The organism is Arthrobacter sp. sptzw42 (assembly GCF_059089685.1).
Genome location: NZ_JBNHEX010000001.1, coordinates 175743 through 202132, shown reverse-complemented (window position 1 = coordinate 202132; position 26390 = coordinate 175743). Strand labels below are relative to the sequence as shown.

Genomic DNA, 26390 nt, shown 5'->3' with positions numbered 1-26390 from the left:
AGTTCATTGCCAGCGGCTAGGTGGCCGCCGGTTCGCCCTCTCCTGCTGCCGGTGCCAGGGCGGCGGTGCCGCCGGCCTGGTTGTCCCGTGCCCCGTTGGGACCGCCGTCGAGCCACCCGTCCACTTCCTGGGCGTCGTTACGGGCGAGGTGCCTGTGCCACAACCTGAGCAGGTGGTCGATGAGGATCCCCAGCAGAATCGCGAACACCACCGCGATGCCCGCGCTGAGCAGGGGGTTGTGGTGCAGCCAGGGGAAGGAGCTGGCCAGCAGGCCGATGCCGATGGAATACCCAACCCAGGTGATGCAGGCAAAGGCGTCCAGCAGGAAGAAGCGGCGGTGGGAGAAGCCGGTGCTTCCGGCGACATAGTTGACGGCTACCCGGCCCCAGGGAATGTAACGGGCAGTGAAGACCAGCACGGCACCACGCTTGTCCAGCTCGTAGCGCGCCCAGCCGAAGGCCTTCTGCACCCTGGGCCGGCGCATCCACTTCCACCGGTTCAGCCCGATCTTGCGTCCGAGCATAAAGGCCATGTTGTCCCCGGCAATGGCCCCTATCAGTGCGGTGAGGCCGAGGATCCAGAGATTGGGTTCCCCGCTGTGCCGGGAGAATGCGGCGAGGGCCACGATGAGGGTCTCGCTGGGGACCACCATGGCGAAGCCGTCCACAAAGAAAAACAGGAGCAGGATTGGGTATATCCACCACTGACCAGCTGCATGGAGCACGGCCTCATTAATAAACTCCACGCGGTCTTGCTCCTATGCAAAATGGCACCGGCCGGAAGTGGCGCAGCCGAAGCGGAAATCGTTCCTAAGTGTCCCACGGCCGCGGCGCACTTCGCTACGCCCCGTCCTGCCCGGACAACGGTTCAACTACGCTTCCGGTTCCTTCATCCGTTCCATCATGGGAGACCTGCGCCGGACCCTGTTGATGATGATGTCCACCACGATCCCGAGCGCCACCGCACAGATGATGGCGATGACGGCACCCAGGAGGTGGTTGTCTTCAAACCATTGGCCAAAGAACAGGCCGATTCCCACCGAATAGGCAGCCCAGAGGCTGGCCGACAGGACGGTCAGTCCTACGAAGCGCAGGTGCGGATAGCGTGTGACGCCGGCGGTGAGGTTTACCGCAACCCGCCCGATGGGGACGAACCGTGCCACGAGGATGAGTGAGGCGGGGCGCTTGCGCAGCTCCCGGCCCGCCCACCGGAAGGCACTTTGCATGCGTGGACCCCGCATCCAGGCCCAGCGCCGTGTGCCCACCCTGCGCCCGATCAGGTAGGCGATGTTGTCCCCCGAAAAGGCCCCCAGGGCAGCCACCATCATCAGGAGCCAGGGATTGGGAACATCTGCGGTGGCAGCGACCGCGGACAGGCCAACCACCACGGACTCGCTGGGGATGGGCGGGAAGAAGCCGTCAATGATGCAGCATGCCAGGACGAGGAGCAGCACCCAAGGCTGTCCGGCCGCGGCGAGAATGAAGTCATTGATGGCCTGCATGGGTCCCTATGCTATGCGGTCGATGATCAGGCGCTGTGCCGGCCGTGATCCCTCGGGCGCAATGGCTACTGCGTTCTCCAGCGCTTCCTTGGCGCGGGCGAACCTTTCCGGGGTGTCGGTGAGCAGTGTCATCAGGGGCTCGCCCGCCCGGACCATGGCGCCCGGCTTGGCGTGCATCCGGACGCCGGCGCCTGCCTGCACCACGTCCTCCTTGCGGGCCCTCCCGGCGCCCAGGCGCCAGGCTGCCATGCCCACCGCAAGGGCATCGAGTTCCACCAGCACTCCGTCGGCCGGCGCGTAGACCACCTCGGATTCCCGGGCCACCGGAAGCTTCGCGCGGGGGTCGCCGCCCTGGGCCTCGATCATCCGGTTCCAGACGTCCATGGCGCGGCCGTCTTTCAGGGCAGCTGCGGGATCGGCGTCGTGGACCCCTGCAGCGGCGAGCATCTCCTCGGCGAGCCGGACCGTCAACTCCACCACGTCGTCGGGACCCCCGCCCGCCAGCACCTCGACGGATTCCTCCACCTCGATGGCGTTGCCCGCGGTCAGGCCCAGGGGGGTGCTCATGTTGGTGAGAAGGGCAACGGTGTTGACCCCTGCATCCTTGCCGAGCGCCACCATGGTTTCGGCAAGTTCGCGGGCAGTGGCCTCATCCTTCATGAAGGCGCCGCTTCCCACCTTCACGTCCAAAACCAGGGCTCCGGTCCCCTCGGCAATTTTCTTGCTCATGATGGACGAGGCGATGAGCGGGATGGCCTCAACGGTGCCGGTGACGTCGCGGAGGGCGTAAAGCTTCTTGTCCGCCGGGGCCAGGCCCGCGCCGGCCGCGCAGATGACGGCGCCGACGTCCTGCAGCTGGGCGAGCATTTCCTCATTGGTGAGCGAGGCCCGCCAGCCCGGGATCGCTTCCAGCTTGTCCAGCGTGCCGCCGGTGTGGCCGAGTCCGCGGCCGGAGAGCTGCGGGACGGCCACGCCGAAGACTGCCACCAGTGGCGCCAGGGGCAGGGTGATCTTGTCCCCGACGCCTCCGGTGGAATGCTTGTCGGAGGTGTACTTCAGCCCGCCGTCAGGGCGGCGCAGGCTGGAGAAGTCCATCCGCTCGCCTGAAGCGATCATTGCGGCCGTCCACCGCGCGATTTCACTGCGGTTCATGCCGTTGAGCAGGATGGCCATGTTGAGGGCGGCCATCTGCTCATCCGCGATGACTCCCCGGGTGTAAGCGTCGATGGTCCAATCGATCTGTTCCGGGCTCAGTGTGCCCTTGTCCCGCTTTGTCCGGATGATGTCGACGGCGTCGAACGCCTCGGCCTTGTTGATCGCTGCGCGGTTGTCTGTCACCGGGTTTCCTCCAGGTGTTCGGGACCAAAGGCGTCTGGCAGCACCTGGTCCATGGTCTTGATGCCTTGGGTGGTCATGAGCTCCATGCCGGGGGCGCGGAATTCGTACAACAGCTGGCGGCAGCGCCCGCACGGCATCAGGACGTTGCCCCCGCCGTCCACACAATAAAAGGCGCGCAGCAGGCCGCCGCCGGTCATGTGCAGGTTGCCCACCAGCGCACATTCAGCGCAGAGCGTCAGGCCGTAGCTGGCGTTTTCCACGTTGCAGCCGCTGACGATCCTGCCGTCCTCGGTAAGAGCTGCCGCGCCCACCGGGAACTTCGAGTAAGGCGTGTACGCCTTGGCCATGGCGTCGACGGCGGCAGCCTCCAGTGCAGCCCAGTCCACGCCGCTTCCGGATCCCACGCCGCCGTCAACCCTTGACATAGGGAATACCGCTCGCTGCCGGGCCCCGGGATTTGCCTACCAGTCCGGCGACGGCGAGGACCGTTACCAGGTAGGGCAGCATGGCCATGAACTGGCTGGGCACCGGGGTGCCGATAATCGTGACGATACTCTGCAGGTTGTCTGCGAAGCCGAACAGGAGCGCGGCGAAGAACGCGCCGATGGGGTTCCACCGGCCAAAGATCAGCGCGGCCAGGGCGATGAAGCCGCGTCCGCCGGAGATTTCCTTGGTGAAGCTGTCGATCGCGACGAGGGTGAAGAAGGATCCGCCGATGCCGGCAACTGCCCCGCCAAGCGTGACGTTCCAGAAGCGGGTGGCATTTACGTTGATGCCCAGGGTGTCGGCCGCCTGCGGGTGCTCGCCCACAGCACGGACCCGCAGGCCCCAGCGGGTCTTGAAGAGGCCTACCCAGACCACCAGGACCGCAACGTACATCAGGTATCCCACCACGGACTGGCGGAAAAGGATGGGCCCGATGATGGGGATGCTGGACAGGACGGGGATCTCGATGATGTCCAGCCCGGGAGGTGAGTTGAACTGCGCCTTGTTGGCCTGCATAACGGTGCTGAACAGGAAGCCCGTGACGCCGGAGACCAGGACGTTGAGCACCACGCCCACGATGATCTGGTTCACGAGGTACTTGATGCTGAACAGCGCCAGCACCATGGAAACCGCTGCCCCGGCCACGGCGGCGGCAAGCAGCCCGATGAAGGGGTTCTGGGTCATGCTGGCCACGATGGCGGCAGTGAACGCGCCGCCCAGGAGCTGGCCCTCGATGGCGATGTTGACCACGCCCACCCGCTCACACAGGACGCCGGACAGGGAACCGAACACCAGCGGGACGGCGAGGGTGACGGACCCGGCGATGAGACCTGCCAGCGAGATGCTCGGGGTACGCGCACCGCCCACCACCCAGATGAGGAAAGCGGCCACGAACAGGACGATGAAGGTGACGGTCAGCCAGCCGGGCGCGGGCCGGTCCTTGGTCTTGAGGTAGACCGCGTAGGCTGCCAGGCCCAGCAGGAGGACGGACAACACCATGCCGCCAGTGAACGCGTTCACCGCCAGGGCCGGCAGCTGGAAAAAGTCCTCTCCGGTGGAGATGCCGAAACTCGCGGTCTGGTTTGGCGCCATCAAACCGAAGAAAACCAGGGCGATCAGGCCGAAGACCGTGAGCAGGACGGGCGTCCGCCAAGTCACCGGCTTGGCGGAGACGGCGCTGGGGCCGGTGTCTTTCGGAGTGTGATCCGGCTGCGGTTGTCCCGGGCGGGGTGACGATACTTTTGTGCTCATGCGGCACCTCCGGTTGTGGCTGCCTGGCGGGACTTGGCCGCGCGGGCAGGCTTCCTGCGGCGGGGGTTCAGGCCAAAGATTGCCCGGACCAGCGGCGGGGCCGCAATAAAGAGGACGATCAGGGACTGGACCACCAGGACGATGTCGATGGGGGTTCCGGTCTGGATCTGCATTTGGACCGCCCCGGCGCGGAAGGCGCCGAACAGCAGGCCGGCGGCAAAGGTTCCCCACGGCGTCGAACGCCCCAGGAGGGCCACGGTGATGGCGTCGAACCCATAGGTGGCGGCCACGCCGTCGGTAAGGACTTTTTCCGTTCCCGCCACCTGGGCGACGCCGGACATTCCCGCCAGCCCGCCCGCAATCGCCATCACCAGGATGGTGGAGCGGGAGACGTTGATGCCGGCCGTCTGGGCAGCCTTGGGGTTGGCGCCCACGGCACGGAACTCGAAGCCCACGGTGGACCGGTTCAGCAGCCACCACACCAGGACGGTGGCGGCGATGGCCAGGAGGAAACCAAGGTGCAGCCGGTACTGGGTGCCGAAAATCTGCGGGTATACGGCCGTGGGATCCAGGATGGGCGAGATGGGGTTCGTCTCCCCTGGCCGCTGGAAGGCCGGGGTGTTCAGCAGGTACCGCAGGAAGTACAGCGCGATGTAGTTGAACATGATGGTGAGGATGACCTCATGGGCGCCCGTCCGGGCTTTCAGCAGCCCCACCAGGCCTCCCCAGAAGGCACCGCCGATGATGCCGGCCACCAGGACCAGCAGCAGGTGCAGCCCCAGGGGCAGGTGCAGCGCGAAGCCCACCCAGGCGGCCAGGATGCCGGCCACGATGATCTGCCCCTGCCCGCCGATGTTGAAGAGTCCGGCACGGAACGCAAGTGCCACGCCCAGGCCGGCCGTGATGAGCGGCGTGGCAATGGTGAGTGTTTCCATGAACGGTGCGAACTGGGCCGCCACGCTGTTGCCGCGCGGGTTGAAGACCGAGCCCTGGAACAGGGCAATGTAGGAGCGGGTGGCAGCGTTCCACACGGCTGTCAGGAAGTCGGTGGGACGCGCGAAGAGGTAGGTGGACGTGGTGGCCACCTGTTTGTCAGTGCTGGCGATAAGGAGCCCGCCGATGATGAGCGCCAGCAGGACCGCGAGGACCGAAACCATGCCGCTGCCGGTAAAGATCTTCCGGAGCAGCGTCTCGGGACCGCCGGGAAGCTGTCCGCTTTGGGCAGTGGCCGGAACCGCCGAGGGTTCCATGGCGCCGCCGGCGGTATCTACGGATACGACGGCGGCTGTCTCCTCCTCGGCAGGGGTGGCCGGGTGGGCTTTGCTGCCGCCCGCTTCGGCAGCGTGTTTGGGGGGATGCTTCTCAGACAAGGTCGCCTCCTTCGGCGTCGGACGTGGAGGCCGTTGCGGCGGTGGGCGGGTGCCCCGCGGAGTGTGCGTGTTCCTCGGGCGGAATGCCTGCCATCATGAGGCCCAGGACGTCCCGGCTGGTGCCGGCCGGGACCACGCCCACCAGCTTGCCCTTGTAGAGCACCGCGATGCGGTCCGCCAGTTCCATGACCTCGTCAAGCTCGGTGGAGATGATCATCACCGGTGTGCCCTGGTCCCGCTCGGCAACGATTCTGCGGTGGAGGAACTCGATGGAGCCCACGTCCACGCCGCGGGTGGGCTGCGAGGCGATGAACAGGCGCAGCGGCCGGGAGAGTTCGCGCGCCATCACCACTTTCTGCTGGTTGCCGCCGGAAAGCGTGCCTGCCGCGGCCGCGGCTGAGGGCGTCCGCACGTCGAACTCGCCGATGCGGGCCTTGGCGTTCTCCAGGATCTTCGCGGGGCTCATGCTGATGCCCTTGGCGAAGGGAGGCTTGTCGTAGAGGTCCAGGACCAGGTTTTCGGCCACCGAAAATGTACCCACCAGTCCGTCCACCTTGCGGTCTTCCGGGACGAATCCGACGCCGGCGTGCAGGACTTCCTTGACGGACCTGCCCAGCAACTCCTTGCCGTCCAGCTTGATGGAGCCGAAGACCCGGTCCTGGAGGCCGAGGATGGCTTCGGTGAGTTCTGTCTGGCCGTTCCCCTGCACGCCTGCCACGGCCAGGATTTCCCCACGGGCAATGCTGAAGCTGAGCCCGTCCACCACGTGGTGGCCGTTGGGGGCGATGACCGTCAAATCCCGGACTTCGAAGGTCGTCTCCTTCGGCTGGGCGGGTGCCTTGTCCAGGTTCAGGCTGACGGCGCGTCCCACCATCATTGAGGCAAGCTCGGTTGTGGGGGCGGCGGGGTCCGCGGTCCCCACCACCTTGCCGCGCCTGATCACGGTGATGGTGTCCGAAACTTCCTTCACCTCCCGCAGCTTGTGGGAGATGAACACGATGGACGTGCCCGCGGCCCTTAGCTGGCGCATGATATCCAGCAGCTCGTCGGTTTCCTGGGGTGTCAGAACGGCAGTGGGTTCGTCGAGGATCAGGACCTTGGCGTTGCGGACCAGGGCCTTGATGATTTCGACGCGCTGCTGGACACCCACCGGCAGGTCCTCCACCAGGGCGTCCGGATCGACGTCGAAGCCGTACTGATCCGAGATTTCCTTGATCCGGCGGCGCGTCTCCTCCAGGTTGAGGAAGCCGGCAGCCTTGGTCGGTTCGGCACCGAGCGCCACGTTCTCGGCCACAGTGAAGACGGGGACAAGCATGAAGTGCTGGTGAACCATCCCGATCCCCGCCGCCATCGCATCGCCGGGTCCGCGGAAGGACACGGCCTTGCCATCAATGAGGATTTCGCCTTCGGACGGCTCATAAAGGCCGTACAGCACGTTCATCAGGGTGGATTTTCCGGCCCCGTTTTCGCCCAGCAGACAGTGTATTTGTCCGGGTTCAACCACCACGTCGATGTGGTCGTTGGCGAGCAGGGTTCCGAAGCGTTTAGTGATCCCTCTGAGTTCAAGTTTCAAAACTCTGACCAATCTCGAAGCGTCCAGTGATCGACCGGACGGGATATGTGGCTGCAGCACCAGCCTAGTGGGTGCAGTCCTGGGATGAGCGGGCGGTGGCCCGAAAGCGGAAGGCCACAGCAAAAAGCGCCACCGCCCGGCCAGTCATTGACCAACCGGGGGTGGCGCTTCAGATGCAGGTCAGGCCTTGGGGCTGGCGGCGGACTCGACCTTCAGCTTGCCGTCAACGATGTCCTTCTTGATCTGGTCCAGCTCGCTCTTCAGCTCGGCGGGAACCTGGGATTCGAGGTCGTGGAACGGTGCCAGCTGCACACCTTCGTTGGCGAGGGTGCCCACGTACGGGGTGTTGTCGAAGCTGCCTTCCTTGTCCTCCTTGACCACGGTCTCCACGGCGTCGCCCATCTGCTTCATGACAGAGGACAGCATGATGTCCTTGTAGTCAGGGGCCGTGAGGTAGCCGTCGGAATCCACCCAGATCAGCTTGACGTCCTTGCCGGCGTCCTTGGCTTCCTTCAAGGCAGCACCGGCGCCCTTGCCGACGGGCCCGGCCACCGGCATCACGATGTCGGCACCCTGGTCCAGGAAGTTCTGGGTGAGCTGCTTGCCCACATCCTGTTTCTCGAAGTCGCCGGTGAAGCTGCCGTCCTGGGCGTCCTTGTTCCAGCCAAGGAGCTTGACGTCCTTGCCCTTCTGCTCGTTGTAGTACTTCACGCCGTCGGCATAGCCGTCCATGAAGATGGTCACGGTGGGGATCTTGATGCCGCCGAAGGTGGCCACCGTTCCGGTCTTGGTGGTTCCGGCGGCAAGGTAGCCGGCGAGGAACGCAGCCTGGGCGGTGTCGTAGATGATTGGCTTGACGTTGGCAATCGGCGTCTCGTAGCCGAAGTCGACAATCGCGAAGTGGCTGTCCGGGTTGGCCTCAGCCTGCGCCTTGGTGGCGTCGCCGAGCAGGAAGCCAACGGTGACGGTGAGGTCGCATCCGGCCGTGACCATGGCGCGCAGGTTGGGCTCAAAGTCGTTGTTGGTCTTGGACTCCACCTGGTTGACCTTGATGCCGAGGTCGGTTTCGGCCTTCTTCAGGCCCTCGTAGGAGGACTGGTTGAAGGACTGGTCATCAAATCCGCCGGAGTCGGAGACGATGCAGCCGGTGTAGTCGCTGGCCCCGGCGGTCGAGGTGCTTCCGGCTTCGGGGGCTGCGCCGCAGGCGGTCAACAGAAGGGCGGAGGCGCTGACGGTAGCCAGGCCGGCCATTGAACCGCGCTTGAATTGTGCACGCAGTGATGTCTTCAATTTTCCTCCAGGATGAAGAGAGTGGCGCTACGGCTCGAATTCAATGAGTGTCCGTTTCTGCACTGAAATTCTGTTTTCACTGAGGTCCGCAGCACTGCGCCGGAGCGCACTGATGCCACTACTTTAGTGGCCTGCGCCACGTCCCAATAGCACAGTGGCTCCGGATCGCGGAGATTGTTGACAAGTTGTTACCAACCAGTAGGGGCGCCGCCTCCGGCGCGGCACCCCTCGCTGAAGCCCGGCCTGTTACAGCGCGGGCTGGAGGCGGACCAGCATCTTGCCGGTGTTGGCTCCGTCAAGCAGGTCCATAAAAGCCTGCGGCGCATTTTCCAGCCCGTCAACGATGGTTTCGTCGTACTGCACGGTGCCGTCAGCCAGCCAGCCGGCCATCCTCCCGGCGAACTCAGCCGCGTGCTCGCGCTGGCCGCCCACCAGGAAGCCCTTGAGTGTGAGCTGCTTGCCGATGGCCAGCATCAGGTTGTGCGGAGCAGGAGTCGGCTTGGTTGAGTTGTACTGGGCGATGGCTCCGCACATTGCCACGCGGCCGCCAACGTTGAGGGCGGCCAAGGCTGCCTCAAGGTGCTCACCGCCGACGTTATCGAAATAGACGTCGATGCCGCCGGGGCCGGCTGCTTCGTTCAACTGCCCTCGCACTGGGCCGTTGTGGTAGTCGAAGGCGGCGTCAAAGCCGAGCTCAAGGAGCCGGGCCACTTTGGCTGGCGAGCCCGCGGATCCGACCACCCGCGAGGCGCCCATCGCTTTGGCAATCTGGCCAACCAGTGAACCCACAGCTCCCGCGGCACCAGAGACAAACACCGCGTCACCCGCTTTAAATTCGGCCACCTTCAGCAATCCGGCGTAGGCGGTCAGCCCTGTCATGCCCAGGGCACCCAGAAAGGCGGACGCCGGAGCAAGGTCTGTGCGGACCTGCTGCGCCGTACCTGCGTCCACCACTGCATACTCGCGCCAGCCCAGGTTGTGCACCACAACATCCCCTTCCTGGTGTTCGGTGGAACGGGACGCGACCACCTCACCTACGGCGCCGCCGTCGAGCGCTTTGTCCAGCGCGAAGGGCGCAGAGTAGGACTTAACGTCGTTCATGCGTCCCCGCATGTAGGGGTCGACAGACATGTAGAGATTCCGGACCAGGATCTGGCCCTCCTGGAGCCCGGGCAGCGGCGACTCGGCAAGTTCGAAGTTGCCGGCGTCGGGGCGGCCCACGGGACGGGAAGCCAGGCGGATTTCGCGGGTCGTTGCCGGAAGGGTTCCGAGGCTCATGCAGCGAATTCCATGATCCTGATGTCCACGCTGATGTTTCCCCGCGTGGCATTGGAGTACGGGCAGATCTCATGGGCCTTGGCCACCAACGCCTCTGCGGTGGCAAGATCCAGCGCCGGCAGCGCAATCTCCAGCTCCGCGGCGAGGCCGAAGCCGGCGTCGTCCAGCTTGCCGAGGTGGACCTTGGCAGCCACCGCAGAGTCTGTCAGGTCGGCCCGTTCCTGGCGGCCCACCAGGCGGAGTGCGGAGTGGAAGCAGGCTGCGTAGCCGGCTGCGAAGAGTTGCTCGGGATTGGTGCCCTGGCCGTTTCCGCCCAGCTCCACGGGGCTGGACAATGTGACGTCCAGCTTGCCGTCGTTGGTCCGGGCATTCCCGTCGCGCCCTTCGCCCGAGGCGAGTGCTTCTGCAGTGTAGAGAGGTTTCACGGTGATCCGTCCTGTTTTGGTGGTTGAAAAACGTGGCGGCTGATGCTGTCAGCGGCTGCGCTGGAGGGCGGCCGTCAAACGGCCCAGGGTGTTGTGGAGCTGATCCAGTTCCGCGGGCGTAAGACCTGCAGCCTCGGCCAGGCGCTTGGGGATGGCACCGGCCTTGCCGCTGAGCTCCCGCCCGGCGGCCGTCAGGTGGATGGCGACACGGCGCTCATCTTCCCCGGACCTGCGGCGCTCCACCAGGCCCAGTGACTCCAGGCGCTTCAGCAGGGGCGAGAGAGTACCGGAATCCAGGCCGAGCTCCTGGCCCAGTTCCTTCACGCCGCGCGGTTCGTCCTCCCAGAGCACCAGCATGACCAGGTACTGGGGATAGGTCAGGCCGAGCTCTTCCAGGACGGGCCGGTAGACCGCGGTTGCTGCGCGGGACGCCGAGTAGAGCGCAAAACACACTTGGCGGTCCAGCCGTGGAGCATCAGTCATGGTAACAGCCTAGTGGGCAATTGAATTGTGCACAACTTAGTAGCGGGCGACATGGCAAGTGCCGGGCGGCCGGGCTAAGTGCGCGGATTGCGACTGCGCTTGCGCCTGCGCCTTGGTTTTTAGAGGTCGCGGATAGTGCGCAGCGCGGCAGCCGTGAGAACGCGGATGCCGAGGCCCAGCGCACGCTCGTCCAGGATGTAGTCGCCGCGGTGGAGGTCATATTCCTCGCCGCCGGGCGTCTTGGTGCCAAGGCGCATCATGGCGCCGGGCAGTTCGGCGAGGAACCAGGCGAAGTCCTCCCCGCCCATGGACTGCGGGGTAAGCACTACGGCGCTTTCGCCAATTTCCGCCCGCGCCGATGCTTCGATGATGGCCGTCTCGTGTTCGGAGTTGACTACCGGAGGCACTCCCCTGGTGTGCTCCAGGCGCACGTCAACACCGTAGGGGGCAGCTACCTGGTGCACCACCTCATCCAGCAGCTCCCCGGCGGCGTGCCACGCCTCGCGGTCCAGGCAGCGCATTGTCCCGGCCATATAGCCGGTCCCCGGGATGGCATTGGGCGCCGAGCCGGCGGAAATCTGGCCCCACACCACCGAGACCCCGCTTCGGACATCCACGCGGCGGGACAGGACGGCGGGAACATTGACGGCGATCTGGGCCAGGGCGAACACAAGGTCCTCGGTCAGGTGCGGACGGGACGTGTGGCCCCCGCGGCCGGAAAGTTCAATACGGATGGTGTCCGACGCCGAGGTGATGGCACCGATGCGGGTACCGATCTTGCCCGCTTCGATGCGGGGATCGCAGTGCAGGGCCAGGATCCTGGGTACGCCGTCCAGGACGCCCTGCTCGATGCACGAGTGGGCACCTCCAGGCATGGTTTCCTCCGCGGGCTGGAAGATGATGCGGACGGTGGCGCCGAGGGGCTCCTCCAGGTGCATCCGGTGCAGCACCAGGGCGATGCCCAGCATGGTGGTGGTGTGGACGTCATGGCCGCACGCGTGCGTGACACCATGGTTTTTCGAGGCAAAGGGCAGGCCCGTTTCCTCGATGATGGGCAAGGCATCGATATCGCCCCGCAGCGCAGTGGCGATAGGGCCTTCGCCCACGTCCACGGTGAGTCCGGTGCCCTCCAGGCGGCGCGGGTTCAGGCCGGCGGCCTCGAGCCGGTCTGCCAGCTTGTCCGTGGTCCGGAACTCCTTGAAGGACAGTTCCGGGTGCGCATGCAGGTCCCTGCGGAAGTCGATCAGTTCCGGCAGGAGCGGCTCAAGCCATGGAGCCACCAGTGCGGTGGGCTCGGCTTCCGTAGTGTAATTGCGCACTGGTTCACTCTAGCGAGGGACACCGGAATACGGGTTATCGCGGTCCCCGCGTTACATCCGGGAACCGCGATGCCGCAACAACCGCCTTAGAGAACGTCGGTATCCCCGCTGGCCTTGAGGGCGTCGACCGCCGCCTTGACCCGCTGCGAGTTGGCCATGGTGGTCACAAGCAGGGCATCCGGGGTGTCCACGATGACAACGTCCTCAATGCCGATGAGGGCAATCACGCGCTTAGTGTCGCTGACCACCACACCGCTGGAGTTCTCGGTGAAGACGCGGGCGCCCTCCCCCAGCACCGTGACATCGTCCACTTCCCGTGCGCTGTTCAGCCGGCCCACGGATGCAAAGTCACCGACGTCGTCCCAGCGGAAGGAACCGGGCACGACGGCGACGTCCCCGGCCTCGGCGGCAGGTTCGGCAACGGCGTAGTCAATGGCGATCTTGGGCAGCGTGGGCCACACGCGGGCCGTGACCTCATCCCGGGCAGGAGTGTCCCAGGCGCGCGCAATTTCCTGCAGTCCCTGGAACAGTTCGGGCTGGTTCGCTTCGAGGTGCTTGAGCAGCAAAGCAACCGGAGCGACGAACATGCCGGCATTCCATACGTAGTTGCCGCTGTCCACGTACTGCTGGGCCACTTCCTCGTTCGGCTTTTCAACGAACTCCACGACGTCCTGGGCGCTGGGTGCACCCTCGATGCGCAGGTCCTGGCCGGAGCGGATGTAGCCGAACCCGGTGGACGGGTGGGTGGGTTTGATGCCGATGGTCACAATCTTGCCTGCGGCGGCAGTGTGGATCGCCTCTTGCACCGCCTGCTGGAACAGGCTGTCCGGGCTGATCACCTGGTCCGCGGCAAAGGAGCCCATGATGGTGTCCGGATCGCGCTCATGGAGGATGGCAGCAGCAAGGCCGATCGCCGCCCCTGAATCCTTTGGCTCCGACTCCAGGACAAGGTCGGCATCCTGGACCTCGGGAAGCTGCCGGCATACCGCTTCACGGTGGGCCTGGCCGGTAACCACCAGGACCCGGTGGCCCGCAAGCGGGTGCAGCCGGTCGTAGGTGGCGCGCAGCAGTGTGCTGCCTGAACCGGTGAGATCGTGCAGGAACTTGGGAGCTGCGGCTCGCGACAGGGGCCAAAGGCGGGTCCCCACTCCGCCTGCCGGGATCACCGCGATGAAGCGGTCAAGGGGTGAAACCGGGCTTGTCACTTTGTCTGTACTCATCAAGGCCTACTTTAGCCGACCCGCTTCCGGCGGCCCGTCCGGCTCCACAGCCCGCCCCACTTAAGCACGGCGGGGAGGTGAATGTGGTATTTGTCTCATAAATTGGGGGATTCCTTGCCGCCAGCGGGCACCAAGGCCTCCCTAAATTGAATAAGCTGGTGCCTGAGCCTAAATTTAGGCTCCGAGCTACGAGTGCTCTCGCAGCAGGCGTTCCCCCCGCGTGGATCCCATGCCAGCGCCGCTGTGTTGCAGGGAGGTTTATCAGTGCCGACAAAACCAGCTGGCACCTTGTACCGCGGCCGTGAAGGCATGTGGTCCTGGGTAGGACACCGAATCACCGGTGTAGTGATCTTTTTCTTCTTGTTGGTCCATGTCCTGGACACCTCCCTGGTGCGGGTGTCTCCGGAGGCCTACACCGCGGTGATCGGTGCTTACAAGAACCCGCTGATGGCCCTGGGTGAAACTGGCCTGGTTGCCGCCATCGTTTTCCACGCTTTCAACGGCCTGCGCATCATCGCGGTGGACTTCTGGAAGAAGGGCGCCAAGTACCAGCGCCAGATGCTCTGGGCAGTCCTTGGCCTCTGGGTAGTCACCATGGTCGCCTTCTCCATCCGCCACCTGTCCCTCGCGCTCGGAGGTCACTAAGCCATGTCCGCAACCATCGAGAGCCCGCGCAGCGGGCGCATTGCCCCCCAGTACCGCCGCACCGGCGGCAGCCGGGGCAACTTCGAAATGATCGCCTGGCTGTTCATGCGGCTCTCCGGGGTAGTGCTTGTAGTCCTCATCTTCGGCCACCTCTTCGTGAACCTCCTGGTGGGTGAAGGCATCCACGCCATCGACTTCGGTTTTGTTGCCGGCAAGTGGGCCGACCCGTTCTGGCAGTTCTGGGACCTCACCATGCTCTGGTTGGCCATGCTGCACGGCACCAACGGTGTCCGCACCATCATCAACGATTACGCGGAAAAGGATTCAACCCGCCGCTGGCTGAAGACCGTCCTCTACTCGGCCACTGTGGTCATCATCGTGCTGGGCACCCTGGTGATCTTCACCTTCGACCCGTGTCCCGTGGTTGACGGCGTTCCCCTGCCGGGCGGATTCTGCCCTGCCTAGTATCGGCGGCATCCCGGGCCCGCGGGTTTAACCGCGGGCCCTGTTTTGCGGAGCGGGCAACGCCCGCCCCTTGTTTTATTGCGAATTTTGAGAGAAAGAGCGTCTGGTATGCAGGTCCATAAGTACGACGTCGTCATCGTCGGTGCCGGCGGCGCTGGCATGCGCGCCGCGATCGAATCCGGTCAACGCGCCCGCACAGCAGTACTGACCAAGCTCTACCCCACCCGCTCGCACACTGGTGCGGCGCAGGGTGGCATGTGTGCAGCCCTTGCAAATGTCGAGGAAGACAACTGGGAGTGGCACACGTTCGACACCGTCAAGGGCGGCGATTACCTGGTGGACCAGGACGCGGCAGAGGTCATGGCCAAGGAAGCCATCGACGCTGTGCTGGACCTGGAAAAGATGGGCCTGCCGTTCAACCGCACGCCGGAGGGACGGATCGACCAGCGCCGGTTCGGCGGCCACACCCGCGACCACGGAAAGGCTCCTGTCCGCAGGGCGTGCTACGCCGCGGACCGCACCGGCCACATGATCCTGCAGACGCTGTACCAAAACTGCGTCAAGCACAACGTCGAGTTCTACAACGAGTACTACGTCCTGGACCTGCTGACGGTGGACGAGGACGCAGTCCGCGCGGACGGCACGCCGTACAAGCAGAAGCGCGTTGCCGGTGTGGTCTCCTACGACCTCGCATCAGGCGAGCTCCACGTCTTCCAGGCCAAGTCCGTGGTCTTTGCTTCCGGCGGCGCCGGCAAGGTCTTCAAGACCACCTCCAACGCCCACACCCTCACCGGTGACGGCATGGGCATCGCGTTCCGCCGCGGCATCCCCCTGGAGGACATGGAGTTCTTCCAGTTCCACCCGACCGGCCTCGCCGGCCTGGGCATCCTCCTGTCCGAAGCCGCCCGCGGTGAAGGGGCAATCCTGCGCAACTCCGAGGGTGAGCGCTTCATGGAGCGCTACGCCCCCACCATCAAGGACCTGGCGCCCCGTGACATCGTGGCCCGTTCCATGGCCAACGAGGTCCGCGAAGGCCGCGGCTGCGGCCCGAACAAGGACTACGTCCTCCTGGACCTCACGCACCTGGAACCGGCGCACATCGATGCCAAGCTTCCGGACATCACCGAGTTTGCCCGCACCTACCTCGGCGTGGAGCCCTACACGGAGCCAGTTCCCGTGTTCCCCACCGCGCACTACGCCATGGGCGGCATCCCCACCAACATCACCACCGAAGTCCTGCAGGACAACGACACCGTGGTTCCCGGCCTGTACGCAGCCGGCGAGGTTGCGTGCGTCTCCGTCCACGGCTCCAACCGTTTGGGCACCAACTCGCTGCTGGACATCAACGTGTTCGGCAAGCGTGCCGGTATCGCCGCGGCTGAATACGCCAGGACGGCCGATTTTGTGGAACTGCCGGAGAACCCGGTGGCTTACACCACCGAACTGCTGGACATTGCCCGCAACGGCGTCGGCGAAGAAAAGGTGGCCGTGATCCGCAAGGAACTCCAGGACACCATGGACGCCAACATGCAGGTGTTCCGCACCGCGGAGACCCTGAACCAGGTGCTGCGCGATATCGCCTCCTTCGAGGAGCGGTACAAGCGCATTAACGTCCAGGACAAGGGCAAGCGCTTCAACCTTGACCTGCTTGAGGCCGTTGAACTCGGCTTCCTGCTGGAGCTCGCCAAGGTGATGACCGTGGCGGCCCTGCACCGCGAGGAGTCCCGCGGCGGACATTTCCGCGAGGACTTCCCGGAACGCAACGACGAGAAATTCATGAAGCACTCCATGGCGTACAAGGACGACCTCGCCCCGGCGGACGGAACGGTTGCAGCAGACGCTGCAGTAACGGCCGGCATCCGCCTGGACACCAAGCCGGTTGTCTTTACCCGCTACGAGCCGATGGTGAGGAAGTACTAAGATGACCGCTGAAACCGCTGAGCCAGCCTCAAAAATTGAACTGCCTGCCGGCGTTGGCGGTGGCGGGGAGATCCCCACGTTCGATGTGCACATGCGCGTGCGCCGCTACAACCCGGAAGTTTCCGGGGAAGCCACGTGGGATGACTTCCACCTCACCATGTACGGCACTGACCGAGTCCTCGACGCCCTTCACAAGGTCAAGTGGGAAATGGACGGCAGCCTGTCCTTCCGCCGCTCCTGCGCGCACGGCGTTTGCGGTTCGGATGCCATGCGCATCAACGGCCGCAACCGTCTCGCCTGCAAGACGCTCCTGAAGGACCTGGACACGTCCAAGCCCATCACCGTGGAGCCCATCAAGGGCCTGCCGGTTGAGAAGGACCTCATTGTGGACATGGAGCCGTTCTTCCAGTCCTACCGGGAGGTCATGCCGTTCCTCATCAACAAGGGCCACGAGCCCACCAAGGAACGCCTTCAGTCCGCCGAGGACCGGGAACGCTTCGATGACACCACCAAGTGCATCCTTTGCGCCGCGTGCACGTCCTCCTGTCCCGTGTTCTGGACCGACGGCCAGTACTTCGGACCGGCGGCGATCGTCAACGCGCACCGCTTCATCTTCGATTCGCGCGACGATGCCGGCGACATGCGCCTTGAGATCCTCAATGACAAGGAAGGCGTGTGGCGCTGCCGCACCACCTTCAACTGCTCGGAAGCATGCCCCCGCGGCATCCAGGTGACCCAGGCCATCCAGGAAGTTAAGCAGGCCATCCTCTCCCGCAAGATCTGACTTAGGATCCAGCAGACGACGGCGCTGTCCCCCACCTGAGGGGTCAGCGCCGTCGTCGTTTCTCCCCACCCGCTCCCTGACCCCGCAAGCTCGGCCAGGGAACCCGGTGGCGTGGGCCCACAGCCATTCGTACCAAACCGAAAGGGGACGGGAGTGTCCCGCTCTGAAAAAGTTACCTTTGCAGGTTCCACCGGCGAAATGCTCTCCGGCATCATCGACGTCCCCGACGGACCGGTGAAAGGGTGGGGCGTCTTCTCCCACGGTTTCACGCTGGGCAAGGACGCGCCCTCCGCTTCACGAATGTGCAAGGCGCTGGCAGACAGCGGGGTGGGCATGCTGCGGTTCGACAACCTGGGCCTGGGCGGCTCAGCCGGCGAATGGTCCGCGGGTTCCTTCAGCCACAAGGTGGCCGACACGGTGAAGGCGGCGGAATTCATGCGCAGCGAGGGGAAGCAAATCTCCCTGCTGGTGGGGCACTCCTTTGGCGGCGCCGCCGTACTGGCTGCTGCGCGGGAAATCCCCGAGCTCGACGCCGTCGCTACCGTTGGCGCCCCCTTCTCGCCCAAGCACGTGGCGCACGTTTTCGACGTCGCCCTGGATAAGATCCTGAACGAAGGCAGCGCGGAAGTGGACCTCGGCGGAAAGCGCGTGGAGATCCGCAAGCATTTTGTGGATGACCTGGAGAACGCCGATCTGACTGACTGCATCAAGCAGCTTCACAAGCCGCTGATGGTGCTGCACTCCCCCACGGACAACACCGTGGGCATCGAAAATGCGAGCACCATCTTCCAGACCGCCCGGCACCCCCGGAACTTCGTGTCCCTTGAAGGCAGCGACCACCTCTTGACAGGGAAGGGACAGGCGGCACGGGCCGCCCGGATCATCGCTGCCTGGGCCGACCAGTACCTCGACGCCGGCCAGTAGCCGGGACCGCACTGTCAGCCTGCACAAGTGCCTTGCCGGGCGGGACAGGCACCTTCCCGGGCTGGACCTGGCGGGATCCCCAGATGCCCTTCTCCTGCGCCGAAGGCTGGTGCCTGAGGTCGGCTTCCCGGACGGCGGCCCAGCCCGCCGAGACGAGGTAGACCTGGCTCACCAGGTTGAACCAGATCAGCAGGCCGATGATGATGGCGAACGGCGCCAGGATGGGATTGCGGCTGGCGCCGGCCAGCAGTTCGGTGCTGAAAATCTGAAGCACCCCGGTGCCGACTGCCGCCAGGATGGTCCCTTCCAGCAGCGCACGGCGTGAGAGCTTCAGTCCGGCGGCGAACCTGTACATGATGACAGCTGTTGCCCAGCTCAGCACCAGCGGCACGGAGATTTTGACAGACGTGGCCAGGGGCCCGGCCAAGGCGTCGCCGAGCCGCAGGACATCGGAGACCCATCCTGCAGCGGTTCCGAACACCAGGGAGGCGCCGGCACTGATCACCAGCGCCACCCCCAGCAACAGCAGCGTCCCGGCGTCCCGCAGCTTCAGGAGGATGGGGTTGACCAGCAGCGGCGGCAGTTCCAGCACGCCGCGCAGGCCGTCACGGATACCGGAGATCCAGCGCAACGAGGTGATGACGGTGACCAGCGAGCCGATTACCGCTGTCCAGCCCAGTCCGTCCGGATTCAGCATTTCCTGCGGATCCACCAGTCCCGGGCCGCCGTTCAGCTTCAGGAGCCCGGGAGCGCTGGAGGCGGCACTGCTGATGACTATGTCCAGGAGCGCGGGCTGTCCGCGCAGCACCAGTCCGGCAATGGAGAAGCCTGTGGTGAGAAGTCCGGTGATGGAAAAAAACATGTTGAAGCCGATTCCGGCGCTCATCAGCGGCCCGCGCTGCAGGCTGTAGTGCCGGAACGCGCGCATCGGCCGGAGGGCGTTGAGCCTGGCAAGGATCCATTGGAACATGGCCATCAGTGCCGGGAAGGAGCCCCCGCCTGCCCTGCGGGCCTTGCCCCATTCCATCCGCTTCCGGATGACGGCGAGCTTCAGCCTGGCCTGTTCAGTGGGAAGTGGCTGTTCTTCCGCTTGCTTGGGCTGCTGCGCCCGGGGCGTCGTCCGCGGGTCCGGTGCCGGCGTCGTTGTCAGTTTCGGTCCCAAAGTCCAGCTCTTCCCGTAGCTGCCAGATGCCGTCAGCATCATGCTCGTAAAGTCCCATGCTAACTACGGGGAAGGTGGCCCTGTAGCTCTTCAGCACCGTTTCGGCTTCGTCGAGGCTTTCCGGGGCGACGTCGTGGGCGATGGTGACGTGCGGGTGGTAGGCGAAGGGCAGATCCCGCTGGAGCGGGCCCTGCTGGAGCTTTTCGTGCAGGTCCACGCAGTCCGAGAAACCGTCTTCCACGTTGATGTACACCACGGGTGAAACCGGACGGAACGACCCGGTGCCGGCGATGGTGACCATGAAGGGGCTTTGGTTCCGGGCCACTTCCCGGACATGCTCCCGCGTGGCTTCCCAGTCCTGCGTCGGAGTGGTGGTGACCAGCGTGATGTGGGCCGGGACCACGTCCGCGAGCGGGTCCCCGAAGGAAGCGCGCCAGCGCTGCAGCTCTTCAGCCACCTCCGGAGGGAAACCCAGGATGACGCCCACGCTGACGTCTTCCGTGCGGTTGGTGGTGGCAATCCTCCCACCGGGGGCCTCCGCTGGGTCGCCTTGAGGGTTAGCGGACATTCCCGCCGCCTTGGCGGAGCGGGATCCTTCCCTTGCGGTGACTTTGCTGGACGGCATGGCGCTAGCGGACTCCTGCGAGGGAGAAGGACGGGAGGAACCCCATGCGCTCGTAAACCTGGCCGAGGGTTACCGACGCAATTTCGCGGGCGCGCTCGGCCCCGAGCGCCAACAGCCGGTCCAGTTCCGCCGGGTCTGACATCAGCTCGTTGGTCCGGTCACGGAGCGGGGTAACGAACTCCACCACCACCTCTGCGAGGTCCACCTTCAGGTGGCCGTACATCTTCCCCTGGTACTCGGTCTCGAGTTCCGCAACGGACTTGCCCGTCAGGGACGAGTAGATGGTCAGCAGGTTCGAGACACCGGGCTTTTCTTCGGTGTCGAACCGGATCTCCGTCCCGGCGTCGGTCACTGCGGACTTTATGCGTTTGGCGGCGATCTTTGGATCCTCCAGCAGCTGGATTGCTCCGTTGGGCGACTCCCCGGTCTTGGACATCTTGGCGCTGGGGTTCTGGAGGTCGTAGATCTTGGCGCGTTCCTTGACGATCGTGGCCTCCGGCACTGTGAACGTGGGACCGAACCTTGTGTTGAAGCGCTGGGCCAGGTTCCGGGTCAGCTCCAGGTGCTGGCGCTGGTCCTCCCCCACCGGCACCAGGTCAGTCTGGTACAGCAGGATATCCGCGGCCATGAGGGTGGGATAGGCGAACAGTCCCAGGGTTGCGGCGTCGGCGCCGGACTTCTGCGTTTTGTCCTTGAACTGGGTCATGCGGGAGGCTTCACCGAAACCGGTGATGCAGTTCAACGCCCAGGCCAGCTGGGCGTGCTCGGGCACATGCGACTGGACAAAGAAGATGCTCTTGTCCGGATCAATGCCGGCGGCAATGTACTGGGCAGCGACAATGCGGGTGCGCCTGGCCAGCTCAGCGGGGTCGAAGTCCACGGTGATGGCGTGCAGGTCCGGGATGAAGAACACGGCGTCGTACTCCGCCTGCATGTCCACCCAGTTGCGGACCGCGCCGATGTAGTTGCCAAGATGCAGCGAATCCGCGGTGGGCTTGGCGCCGGAAAGGATGCGCTTTTTGGTTGCCGGGGAAGTCTGGCTAGTCATGGGGAGGAAACCTTCGGGCTCAGAGCTGGTAATCGACTACCAGCGGGGCATGGTCGGAGAAGCGGGTGTCCCACGAAGCGGCCCGGTCCACAACCGCCGAGATGGCGGCCGAAGCCAGTGCAGGGGTGGCCAGGTGGTAGTCGATGCGCCAGCCGGTGTCGTTGTCGAACGCCTTTCCGCGCTGCGACCACCAGGTATAGGGTCCGTCAACCTCGCCGGCCAGGTTGCGGTGGACGTCCTGCCAGCCGATCTCCTCGCCGAAGAACCGGTCAAAGTAGGCGCGTTCTTCGGGCAGGTGGCCCGCCTTCTTGACGTTGCCCTTGGAGTTCCGGATGTCCAAAGGCGTGTGGGCCACGTTGAGGTCCCCCACCACCAGGGCGTGGTCGCTGTGCTTGGTCAGTTCCGGCAGGCGGGTGCTCATGGCATCCAGGAACCGGAACTTGTCGTCCTGTTTGGCGGTGCCCACCTCGCCGGAGTGGACGTAGGCGCTTGCAACCGTGAGCTGGACCGGGCGCCCGGCGGCATCAGCGAACCGGAAGTCAGCCTCTACCCAGCGGCCGGCGGCGGCGAAATAATCGTCACCGATGCCGTTCCGAGTGTCGAGGGGCTCTTCGCGGGAAGCGATTGCGACGCCGGCACGGCCTTTGGCTTCAGCCTCGGCATGCAGGATGTGCCAGCCGTCACCCAGCAGCTGCCGGACGATGGCGTCGGGCGCGCGGACTTCCTGCAGGCAGAGGATGTCCACTTCGCGCGGCTCAAGCCACGCCGCCATGCCGTTTTTGTAAGCGGCACGAAGGCCGTTGACGTTAACGGATGCGATGCGAAGGTGGTCCTTCTTCAATGCCGAGATCACCCGCTCCACTCTAGTCGATGATGGTTCCGGTGACCGGCTCTCCGCCTCCGCCGGAGGACTTGATCATGTCCCTGGCATTCGTGGCTGTGATCTCAATGGTTTCAAGGGCCCGGTTGATGGTGTCCTGGTTGGCGGCCGCACCCTTGGCACGCTCCTCCTCCACCACGCGGATCTGCACCTGGACGATTTTGAAGGAGTGGTCCAGCTTGAGGTCCCGGACCTCTTCGGCCTGGCTCCGCTCGGCAACAACCCGGGTCCCGCCCTGGTCCACGTAGGAGGACGGTCCGCGTCCGGCGGCTGTGGTGAACGCGTTCTGGGCTTCGGTCAGCTTGGCTCCGGCTTTCTTGGCGGCCTTCTGGATACTGAAGACAACAAAGCATGCGAGCGCGAGCCAGAAGGCGGCGATGATGGCAACAACCCAGCCCACGACGTCGTTCTGGTTGGCGGCGAAGATCACTGCCACAACGAACGCGGTGACGAGGACCATCAGCCCCGGTCCGCTGATCCGGAACATGGAAAACCCGCCCCTGGCGGGTTTGGAGGATGATGTGGAGCTGCCCAGAGATTGCATGCACCCATTCTCTCAAACACCGGAGTATGCTTCCGCCGCCTTCCACCCCCGGCGAACACCCCCATCCAAGTAGCAGTAACTGTCGTTTTGAGGGCTGAAAACGACAGTTACTGCTACCTGGTTAGGCCCAGCTACTTCAGGAACAGCGCCCGCAGCCGCACGGTGGTCAGCAGCATTCCGACGGCGGTCATCACCAGGTAGTAGCCGATGTGGAGGGGCGTCGCCGGGGTGAAGATGCCAACGCTGATCTGGCGCAGCAGTTCCACCCCGTGCCACAGCGGCATGGCCTGGATCAGCCATTGAACCACCTGCGGGTAGACGCTGAGCGGGTAGAACGTGGCGCTGAACAGGAACATGGGCAGCATGATGAAGTTGATCCAATCCATCTGCTGGAACGTTTTCAGGAAGCTGGTGATCCCCATACCGATGCTGGCGAACCCGAAGGCAATCAGCACAGAGGCCGGAACCATTAGCAGCGCCCACGGCGTGGTAATCAGCCCCATCACGCCCATCACCGCGGTGAACCCCATCGCGTAGAGAAGTCCGCGCAGAAGGGCCAGGAAGATCTCACCCAGTGCAACATCCAGCGGCCCCAGAGACGTGTACAGCATGCCCTGGTACAGCTTCGCGAAGTTCATCTTGAAGAACACGTTCCAGGTTGAGTCGTAGACGGCGCCGTTCATGGCGGAGACTGCCAGCAGGGCCGGGGCAATGTACGCTGCGTAGCTGATCTCCCCGCCACCCGGACCCTGGACGGAACCCACAATGGCGCCGAGCCCCACTCCCATCGAGATCAGGAACAGGACCGGTTCAAAGAAGCCGGAAAGCATCACCAGCCAGTTGGTGCTCTTCGTAGCCAGCAGGCCGCGGGAAATCACCGCCCTGGCGTTACGGGAATACAGCGGCCCGAACGTCCTGTTGCGGGCTATGTCCGCCGGGCTCTCCATGTGCGTGCCTGCGCTCATCGGCCCATCCTTGCCGCGAACTGCCGCCGCGTCAGGAACCAGCCAAGCACTGCCAGGCCCGCAAGCACCACGGCGTGCAGGAGAGTCAGCAGCGGCGGCTCCTGGTACCCGTAGCTGAAGACACGGCCCAGTTCGGTGCCATGCCAGATCGGCGAGATCCAGCCAATCCACCGCACCATCACCGGGAGGCTGTCCAGCGGAAAGAAGGTGCCGGAGAACAGGAAGAGCGGCATCACGATGAAACGCATCACCAGCGCGAACTGGCCCTTATCCTCGGTGATGGACGCCGAGTAGGCCATCAGCGGCAGCCCAAAGGAGAGCCCTGCCAGGGTGGCAACCAGGATGGTGGCCCAGCCCCAGCCGCCGGGCGCAGCACCGAAAAGGGCAACGGCCGCAAAATAGACGGCGGACTGCAGCAGGAACCGCAGGGTCACTGCCATGATGTGGCCGGCAGCTATCTGCTGGGGCGTCAGCGGCGAGGCGTGCGGGCCGTAGTACGTCCGGCGCCACTTGAAGCCGTCCATCACGGGAAAGGTGAATTCGTTCGCGGCCGTCATGACTGCTGCCGAGACCACAAGGGCCGGCGCCACGAACGTCACGTAACCCACTCCCCCAAAGGCTCCCGCCCCCTGGGCGTCAACAAGTGTGGCCAGCCCCACGCCCATGGCAAACAGGTAGGCCACCGGGTGGGCCACGCTGTACATGATGATGGACCAGCTGTACCCCTTCATCACCCGGAGCACCTGCTCGGCGTAGTAGAAGGCGCCCCAGCGCCTCGCCTTCGCCGCCGCTGCCTCCGGGCTGTGCGCGCGGGCCGGCGCACCCGCCCGGCCTGCCCTTACCCCTGGCCCGGTCTTTTCACTCAACGAGGCTCCTGCCCGTGAGCCGGAGGAACACGTCTTCCAGCGATGACCTCCGGACCAGCGAGGTCAACGGCCGCAGGCCGCGGGACGCTACCTGTTCGAGGGCGGCCTCGCCGTCGTGCACGTAAATCAGCACCCGGTCCGGCAGCACCTCAAGCCGCTCCCCGATGCCGTCCAGCTCGGCGGAGATGGTGGCGTTCCGTTCGGACCCGAACCGCAGCTCAACCACTTCCCGGGTGGAGTGGTCGCGGATCAGCTGTGCCGGTGACCCCTCGGCCATGATCCGGCCCTTGTCCACCACGATGAGCCGGTCGCACAGCTGCTCGGCCTCATCCATGTAGTGGGTGGTGAGGATCAGCGTGACGCCCTGCTCCTTGAGCCGGAACAGCCGGTCCCAGAGGATGTGCCGGGCCTGCGGGTCCAGCCCGGTGGTGGGTTCGTCCAGCAGCAGGATCCGCGGTTCGTTAATCAGCGAGCGGGCGATGGTCAGCCGCCGCTTCATGCCTCCGGAAAGTGCATCCACCTTGGACTTTGCCTTGTCCGTCAGCTGGGCAAACTCCAGCAGCTCATCGGCCTTCGGTTTCAGGTAGCTCATGGGCAGCCCGAAGTAGCGCCCGTACACCAGCAGGTTGTCCCGGACGCGCAGCTCCTCGTCCAGGTTGTCCTGCTGCGGCACTACGCCCAGGTGCGCGCGTACTTCCGGCCCGTGGGAATCCGGGTCCAGGCCCATGATGCGGAGGCTGCCGGAGGAGCGGCGCGTGACCCCGCCGATCATCTTCATGGTGGTGGACTTGCCGGCGCCGTTGGGTCCCAGCAAACCGAAGGACTCGCCCGCCGGAACGCTGAAGGAGATGCCGTCGACGGCGGCTACCTCGCCGTAGGTCTTGGTCAGGTTCTCCGCGGTGATGACGGGGCGGCGGGCTTCAGTGGAGTGTTCCGCGGCTGGTTCGACGGCGCCGGCGGCGGCGCTGGAGGAAACGCTGGCTTTGTTGTGCACCCTCCGCAGACTAGTAGAGCTGCCGGGCAGGTGGAAGGGGACTTCCACCTCCCCGGGTTAAAGTACGACGGCGGACCGCCCCCGGGTGCACAGGGAGCGGACCGCCGTCGTTGAGAAGTCCGGACTACCGGGCGTTCGCTGCCTGGCGTTCCGCGGCTTCCACCACGTTGGTCATCAGCAGCGCCACGGTCATCGGGCCGACACCGCCGGGGTTGGGCGAGATCCAGCCCGCCACCTCGGCCGCGGCGGGCTCAATGTCGCCGTGGACCTTGCTCTTGCCCGTTTCGGGATCGGTTTCGCGGGTGACCCCGACGTCGAGCACTGCTGCGCCCGGCTTCACGTCCGCAGCCTTGACGACGTGCTTGGCACCCGCCGCGCCCACAATGACGTCGGCCTGCCGCAGCAGTTCCGAAAGGTTTTCCGTGCCGGTATGCGTCAGGGTCACGGTGGCGTTTACAGCGCGCCGCGTGAGCAGCAGGCCGATGGAACGGCCGATGGTGACTCCACGGCCCACCACCACCACATGCTTGCCGGCGAGGCTGTACCCGTTGCGTTCCAGCAGTTCGATGACGCCGCGGGGCGTGCACGGCAGCGGCGATGTGATTTCGCCGTTGACGTTGAGCACCAGCCGGCCAAGGTTGGTGGGGTGCAGGCCGTCGGCGTCCTTGGCGGGGTCGATGCGCTCAAGGATGGCGTCCGTGTCCAGGTGCTTGGGCAGCGGCAGCTGCACGATGTAACCGTGGCAGGCCGGGTCCACATTGAGTTCGTCAATCAGGGCTTCAACCTGGGCCTGGGTGGCGTCCCCCGGAAGCTCACGCTGGATCGAGTTCATCCCGATCTCTTCGGACTGCTTGTGCTTCATCGACACATACAGCTGCGATGCCGGATCCGCGCCAACGAGCACGGTGGCGATGCCGGGTGTGACACCGCGGGACTTCAGGGCTGCGACGCGCTCGGTCAGCTCCGACTTGATGGCCGCCGCGGCTGCCTTGCCGTCAAGGATCCTCGCGGTCTGGGTGGTCTTAGTCATGGAT

The 26390-nt window shown here is 65.0% G+C and carries 27 protein-coding genes; 5 read left to right on the top strand and 22 right to left on the bottom strand.

Going from position 1 to position 26390, the window contains the following annotated elements; all coding sequences use genetic code 11:
- Positions 1-16: 16 nt before the first annotated feature.
- The 13 genes from AC5RT4_RS00935 to AC5RT4_RS00875 form a co-directional block, all read right to left on the bottom strand.
- Complete coding sequence (locus AC5RT4_RS00935) at positions 17-745, bottom strand: DedA family protein (RefSeq protein WP_494041070.1); 729 nt, start codon at positions 743-745, stop codon at positions 17-19.
- Between the two features lie 126 nt (positions 746-871).
- Positions 872-1501, bottom strand: a complete 630-nt coding sequence (locus AC5RT4_RS00930) for a DedA family protein (RefSeq protein WP_494041071.1) — start codon at positions 1499-1501, stop codon at positions 872-874.
- Positions 1502-1507: 6 nt separating this feature from the next.
- Positions 1508-2818, bottom strand: a complete 1311-nt coding sequence (locus AC5RT4_RS00925) for a thymidine phosphorylase (protein WP_494104730.1) — start codon at positions 2816-2818, stop codon at positions 1508-1510.
- Between the two features lie 17 nt (positions 2819-2835).
- Positions 2836-3264 carry a cytidine deaminase gene (locus AC5RT4_RS00920; RefSeq protein WP_494041072.1) on the bottom strand — a complete coding sequence of 143 codons (429 nt, stop codon included), beginning with the start codon at positions 3262-3264 and terminating at the stop codon, positions 2836-2838.
- Complete coding sequence (locus tag AC5RT4_RS00915; RefSeq protein ID WP_494104598.1) at positions 3251-4576, bottom strand: ABC transporter permease; 1326 nt, start codon at positions 4574-4576, stop codon at positions 3251-3253. Before AC5RT4_RS00915 ends, AC5RT4_RS00920 begins: the two co-directional genes overlap by 14 nt.
- Positions 4573-5946: an ABC transporter permease gene (locus AC5RT4_RS00910; RefSeq protein ID WP_494104597.1), complete on the bottom strand. Its 1374-nt coding sequence runs from the start codon at positions 5944-5946 to the stop codon at positions 4573-4575. The genes AC5RT4_RS00915 and AC5RT4_RS00910 overlap by 4 nt, the downstream gene beginning before the upstream one ends.
- On the bottom strand, positions 5939-7519 hold the full coding sequence (locus tag AC5RT4_RS00905; protein ID WP_494104596.1) for an ABC transporter ATP-binding protein: 1581 nt from the start codon (positions 7517-7519) through the stop codon (positions 5939-5941). Before AC5RT4_RS00905 ends, AC5RT4_RS00910 begins: the two co-directional genes overlap by 8 nt.
- Before the next feature lie 180 nt (positions 7520-7699).
- The gene (locus AC5RT4_RS00900) at positions 7700-8809 is read right to left on the bottom strand and encodes a BMP family lipoprotein (protein ID WP_494104595.1); all 1110 of its coding nucleotides are present in this window, start codon (positions 8807-8809) and stop codon (positions 7700-7702) included.
- A gap of 246 nt (positions 8810-9055) precedes the next feature.
- Positions 9056-10087 carry an NADP-dependent oxidoreductase gene (locus AC5RT4_RS00895; protein WP_494104594.1) on the bottom strand — a complete coding sequence of 344 codons (1032 nt, stop codon included), beginning with the start codon at positions 10085-10087 and terminating at the stop codon, positions 9056-9058.
- Positions 10084-10512, bottom strand: a complete 429-nt coding sequence (locus AC5RT4_RS00890; RefSeq protein ID WP_494041078.1) for an organic hydroperoxide resistance protein — start codon at positions 10510-10512, stop codon at positions 10084-10086. The genes AC5RT4_RS00895 and AC5RT4_RS00890 overlap by 4 nt, the downstream gene beginning before the upstream one ends.
- A gap of 48 nt (positions 10513-10560) precedes the next feature.
- Positions 10561-10995, bottom strand: a complete 435-nt coding sequence (locus AC5RT4_RS00885; protein ID WP_494041079.1) for a MarR family winged helix-turn-helix transcriptional regulator — start codon at positions 10993-10995, stop codon at positions 10561-10563.
- Positions 10996-11114: 119 nt separating this feature from the next.
- Positions 11115-12314 (bottom strand): amidohydrolase, encoded by a 1200-nt coding sequence (locus AC5RT4_RS00880; protein ID WP_494041080.1) that lies wholly within the window; start codon positions 12312-12314, stop codon positions 11115-11117.
- 86 nt (positions 12315-12400) lie between these two features.
- Positions 12401-13534 (bottom strand): mannose-1-phosphate guanylyltransferase, encoded by a 1134-nt coding sequence (locus AC5RT4_RS00875; RefSeq protein ID WP_494041081.1) that lies wholly within the window; start codon positions 13532-13534, stop codon positions 12401-12403.
- A 264-nt stretch (positions 13535-13798) separates the two neighbouring features.
- Here AC5RT4_RS00875 and sdhC point away from each other — a divergent pair, with 264 nt between their 5' ends.
- From sdhC to AC5RT4_RS00850, 5 genes are all read left to right on the top strand, one after another.
- Complete coding sequence (sdhC, locus tag AC5RT4_RS00870; RefSeq protein WP_015936418.1) at positions 13799-14179, top strand: succinate dehydrogenase, cytochrome b556 subunit; 381 nt, start codon at positions 13799-13801, stop codon at positions 14177-14179.
- A gap of 3 nt (positions 14180-14182) precedes the next feature.
- Positions 14183-14644, top strand: coding sequence for a succinate dehydrogenase hydrophobic membrane anchor subunit (locus tag AC5RT4_RS00865; RefSeq protein WP_050055919.1), 462 nt, complete (start codon positions 14183-14185; stop codon positions 14642-14644).
- A 108-nt stretch (positions 14645-14752) separates the two neighbouring features.
- Positions 14753-16564, top strand: coding sequence for a succinate dehydrogenase flavoprotein subunit (sdhA, locus tag AC5RT4_RS00860; protein ID WP_494104593.1), 1812 nt, complete (start codon positions 14753-14755; stop codon positions 16562-16564).
- Between the two features lies 1 nt (position 16565).
- Positions 16566-17348, top strand: coding sequence for a succinate dehydrogenase iron-sulfur subunit (locus AC5RT4_RS00855; RefSeq protein WP_494104592.1), 783 nt, complete (start codon positions 16566-16568; stop codon positions 17346-17348).
- A gap of 153 nt (positions 17349-17501) precedes the next feature.
- The gene (locus AC5RT4_RS00850) at positions 17502-18272 is read left to right on the top strand and encodes an alpha/beta hydrolase family protein (RefSeq protein ID WP_494104591.1); all 771 of its coding nucleotides are present in this window, start codon (positions 17502-17504) and stop codon (positions 18270-18272) included.
- Here AC5RT4_RS00850 and AC5RT4_RS00845 read toward each other — a convergent pair.
- The 9 genes from AC5RT4_RS00845 to AC5RT4_RS00805 all read right to left on the bottom strand — a co-directional run bounded on the left by AC5RT4_RS00845 (position 18229) and on the right by AC5RT4_RS00805 (position 26386).
- Complete coding sequence (locus AC5RT4_RS00845; protein ID WP_494104729.1) at positions 18229-19299, bottom strand: YihY/virulence factor BrkB family protein; 1071 nt, start codon at positions 19297-19299, stop codon at positions 18229-18231. The two genes, AC5RT4_RS00850 and AC5RT4_RS00845, sit on opposite strands and share 44 nt — an antisense overlap.
- A gap of 37 nt (positions 19300-19336) precedes the next feature.
- A complete protein-coding gene (locus AC5RT4_RS00840; RefSeq protein WP_494104590.1) occupies positions 19337-20059 on the bottom strand; it encodes a 2'-5' RNA ligase family protein in 723 nt (240 codons plus the stop codon).
- Between the two features lie 4 nt (positions 20060-20063).
- Entirely contained in the window at positions 20064-21107 is a 1044-nt protein-coding gene (gene trpS / locus AC5RT4_RS00835; RefSeq protein ID WP_494041086.1) for a tryptophan--tRNA ligase, read from the bottom strand.
- Positions 21108-21126: 19 nt separating this feature from the next.
- Positions 21127-21960, bottom strand: a complete 834-nt coding sequence (locus AC5RT4_RS00830; protein WP_494041087.1) for an exodeoxyribonuclease III — start codon at positions 21958-21960, stop codon at positions 21127-21129.
- Between the two features lie 10 nt (positions 21961-21970).
- On the bottom strand, positions 21971-22531 hold the full coding sequence (locus tag AC5RT4_RS00825; protein WP_494041088.1) for a hypothetical protein: 561 nt from the start codon (positions 22529-22531) through the stop codon (positions 21971-21973).
- A 131-nt stretch (positions 22532-22662) separates the two neighbouring features.
- Positions 22663-23496 carry an ABC transporter permease gene (locus AC5RT4_RS00820; protein ID WP_494104589.1) on the bottom strand — a complete coding sequence of 278 codons (834 nt, stop codon included), beginning with the start codon at positions 23494-23496 and terminating at the stop codon, positions 22663-22665.
- Complete coding sequence (locus tag AC5RT4_RS00815; RefSeq protein ID WP_494104588.1) at positions 23493-24362, bottom strand: ABC transporter permease; 870 nt, start codon at positions 24360-24362, stop codon at positions 23493-23495. The genes AC5RT4_RS00820 and AC5RT4_RS00815 overlap by 4 nt, the downstream gene beginning before the upstream one ends.
- A complete protein-coding gene (locus AC5RT4_RS00810; RefSeq protein ID WP_494104587.1) occupies positions 24355-25356 on the bottom strand; it encodes an ABC transporter ATP-binding protein in 1002 nt (333 codons plus the stop codon). Before AC5RT4_RS00810 ends, AC5RT4_RS00815 begins: the two co-directional genes overlap by 8 nt.
- Before the next feature lie 124 nt (positions 25357-25480).
- The gene (locus AC5RT4_RS00805) at positions 25481-26386 is read right to left on the bottom strand and encodes a bifunctional methylenetetrahydrofolate dehydrogenase/methenyltetrahydrofolate cyclohydrolase (RefSeq protein ID WP_494104586.1); all 906 of its coding nucleotides are present in this window, start codon (positions 26384-26386) and stop codon (positions 25481-25483) included.
- Positions 26387-26390: the final 4 nt, after the last annotated feature.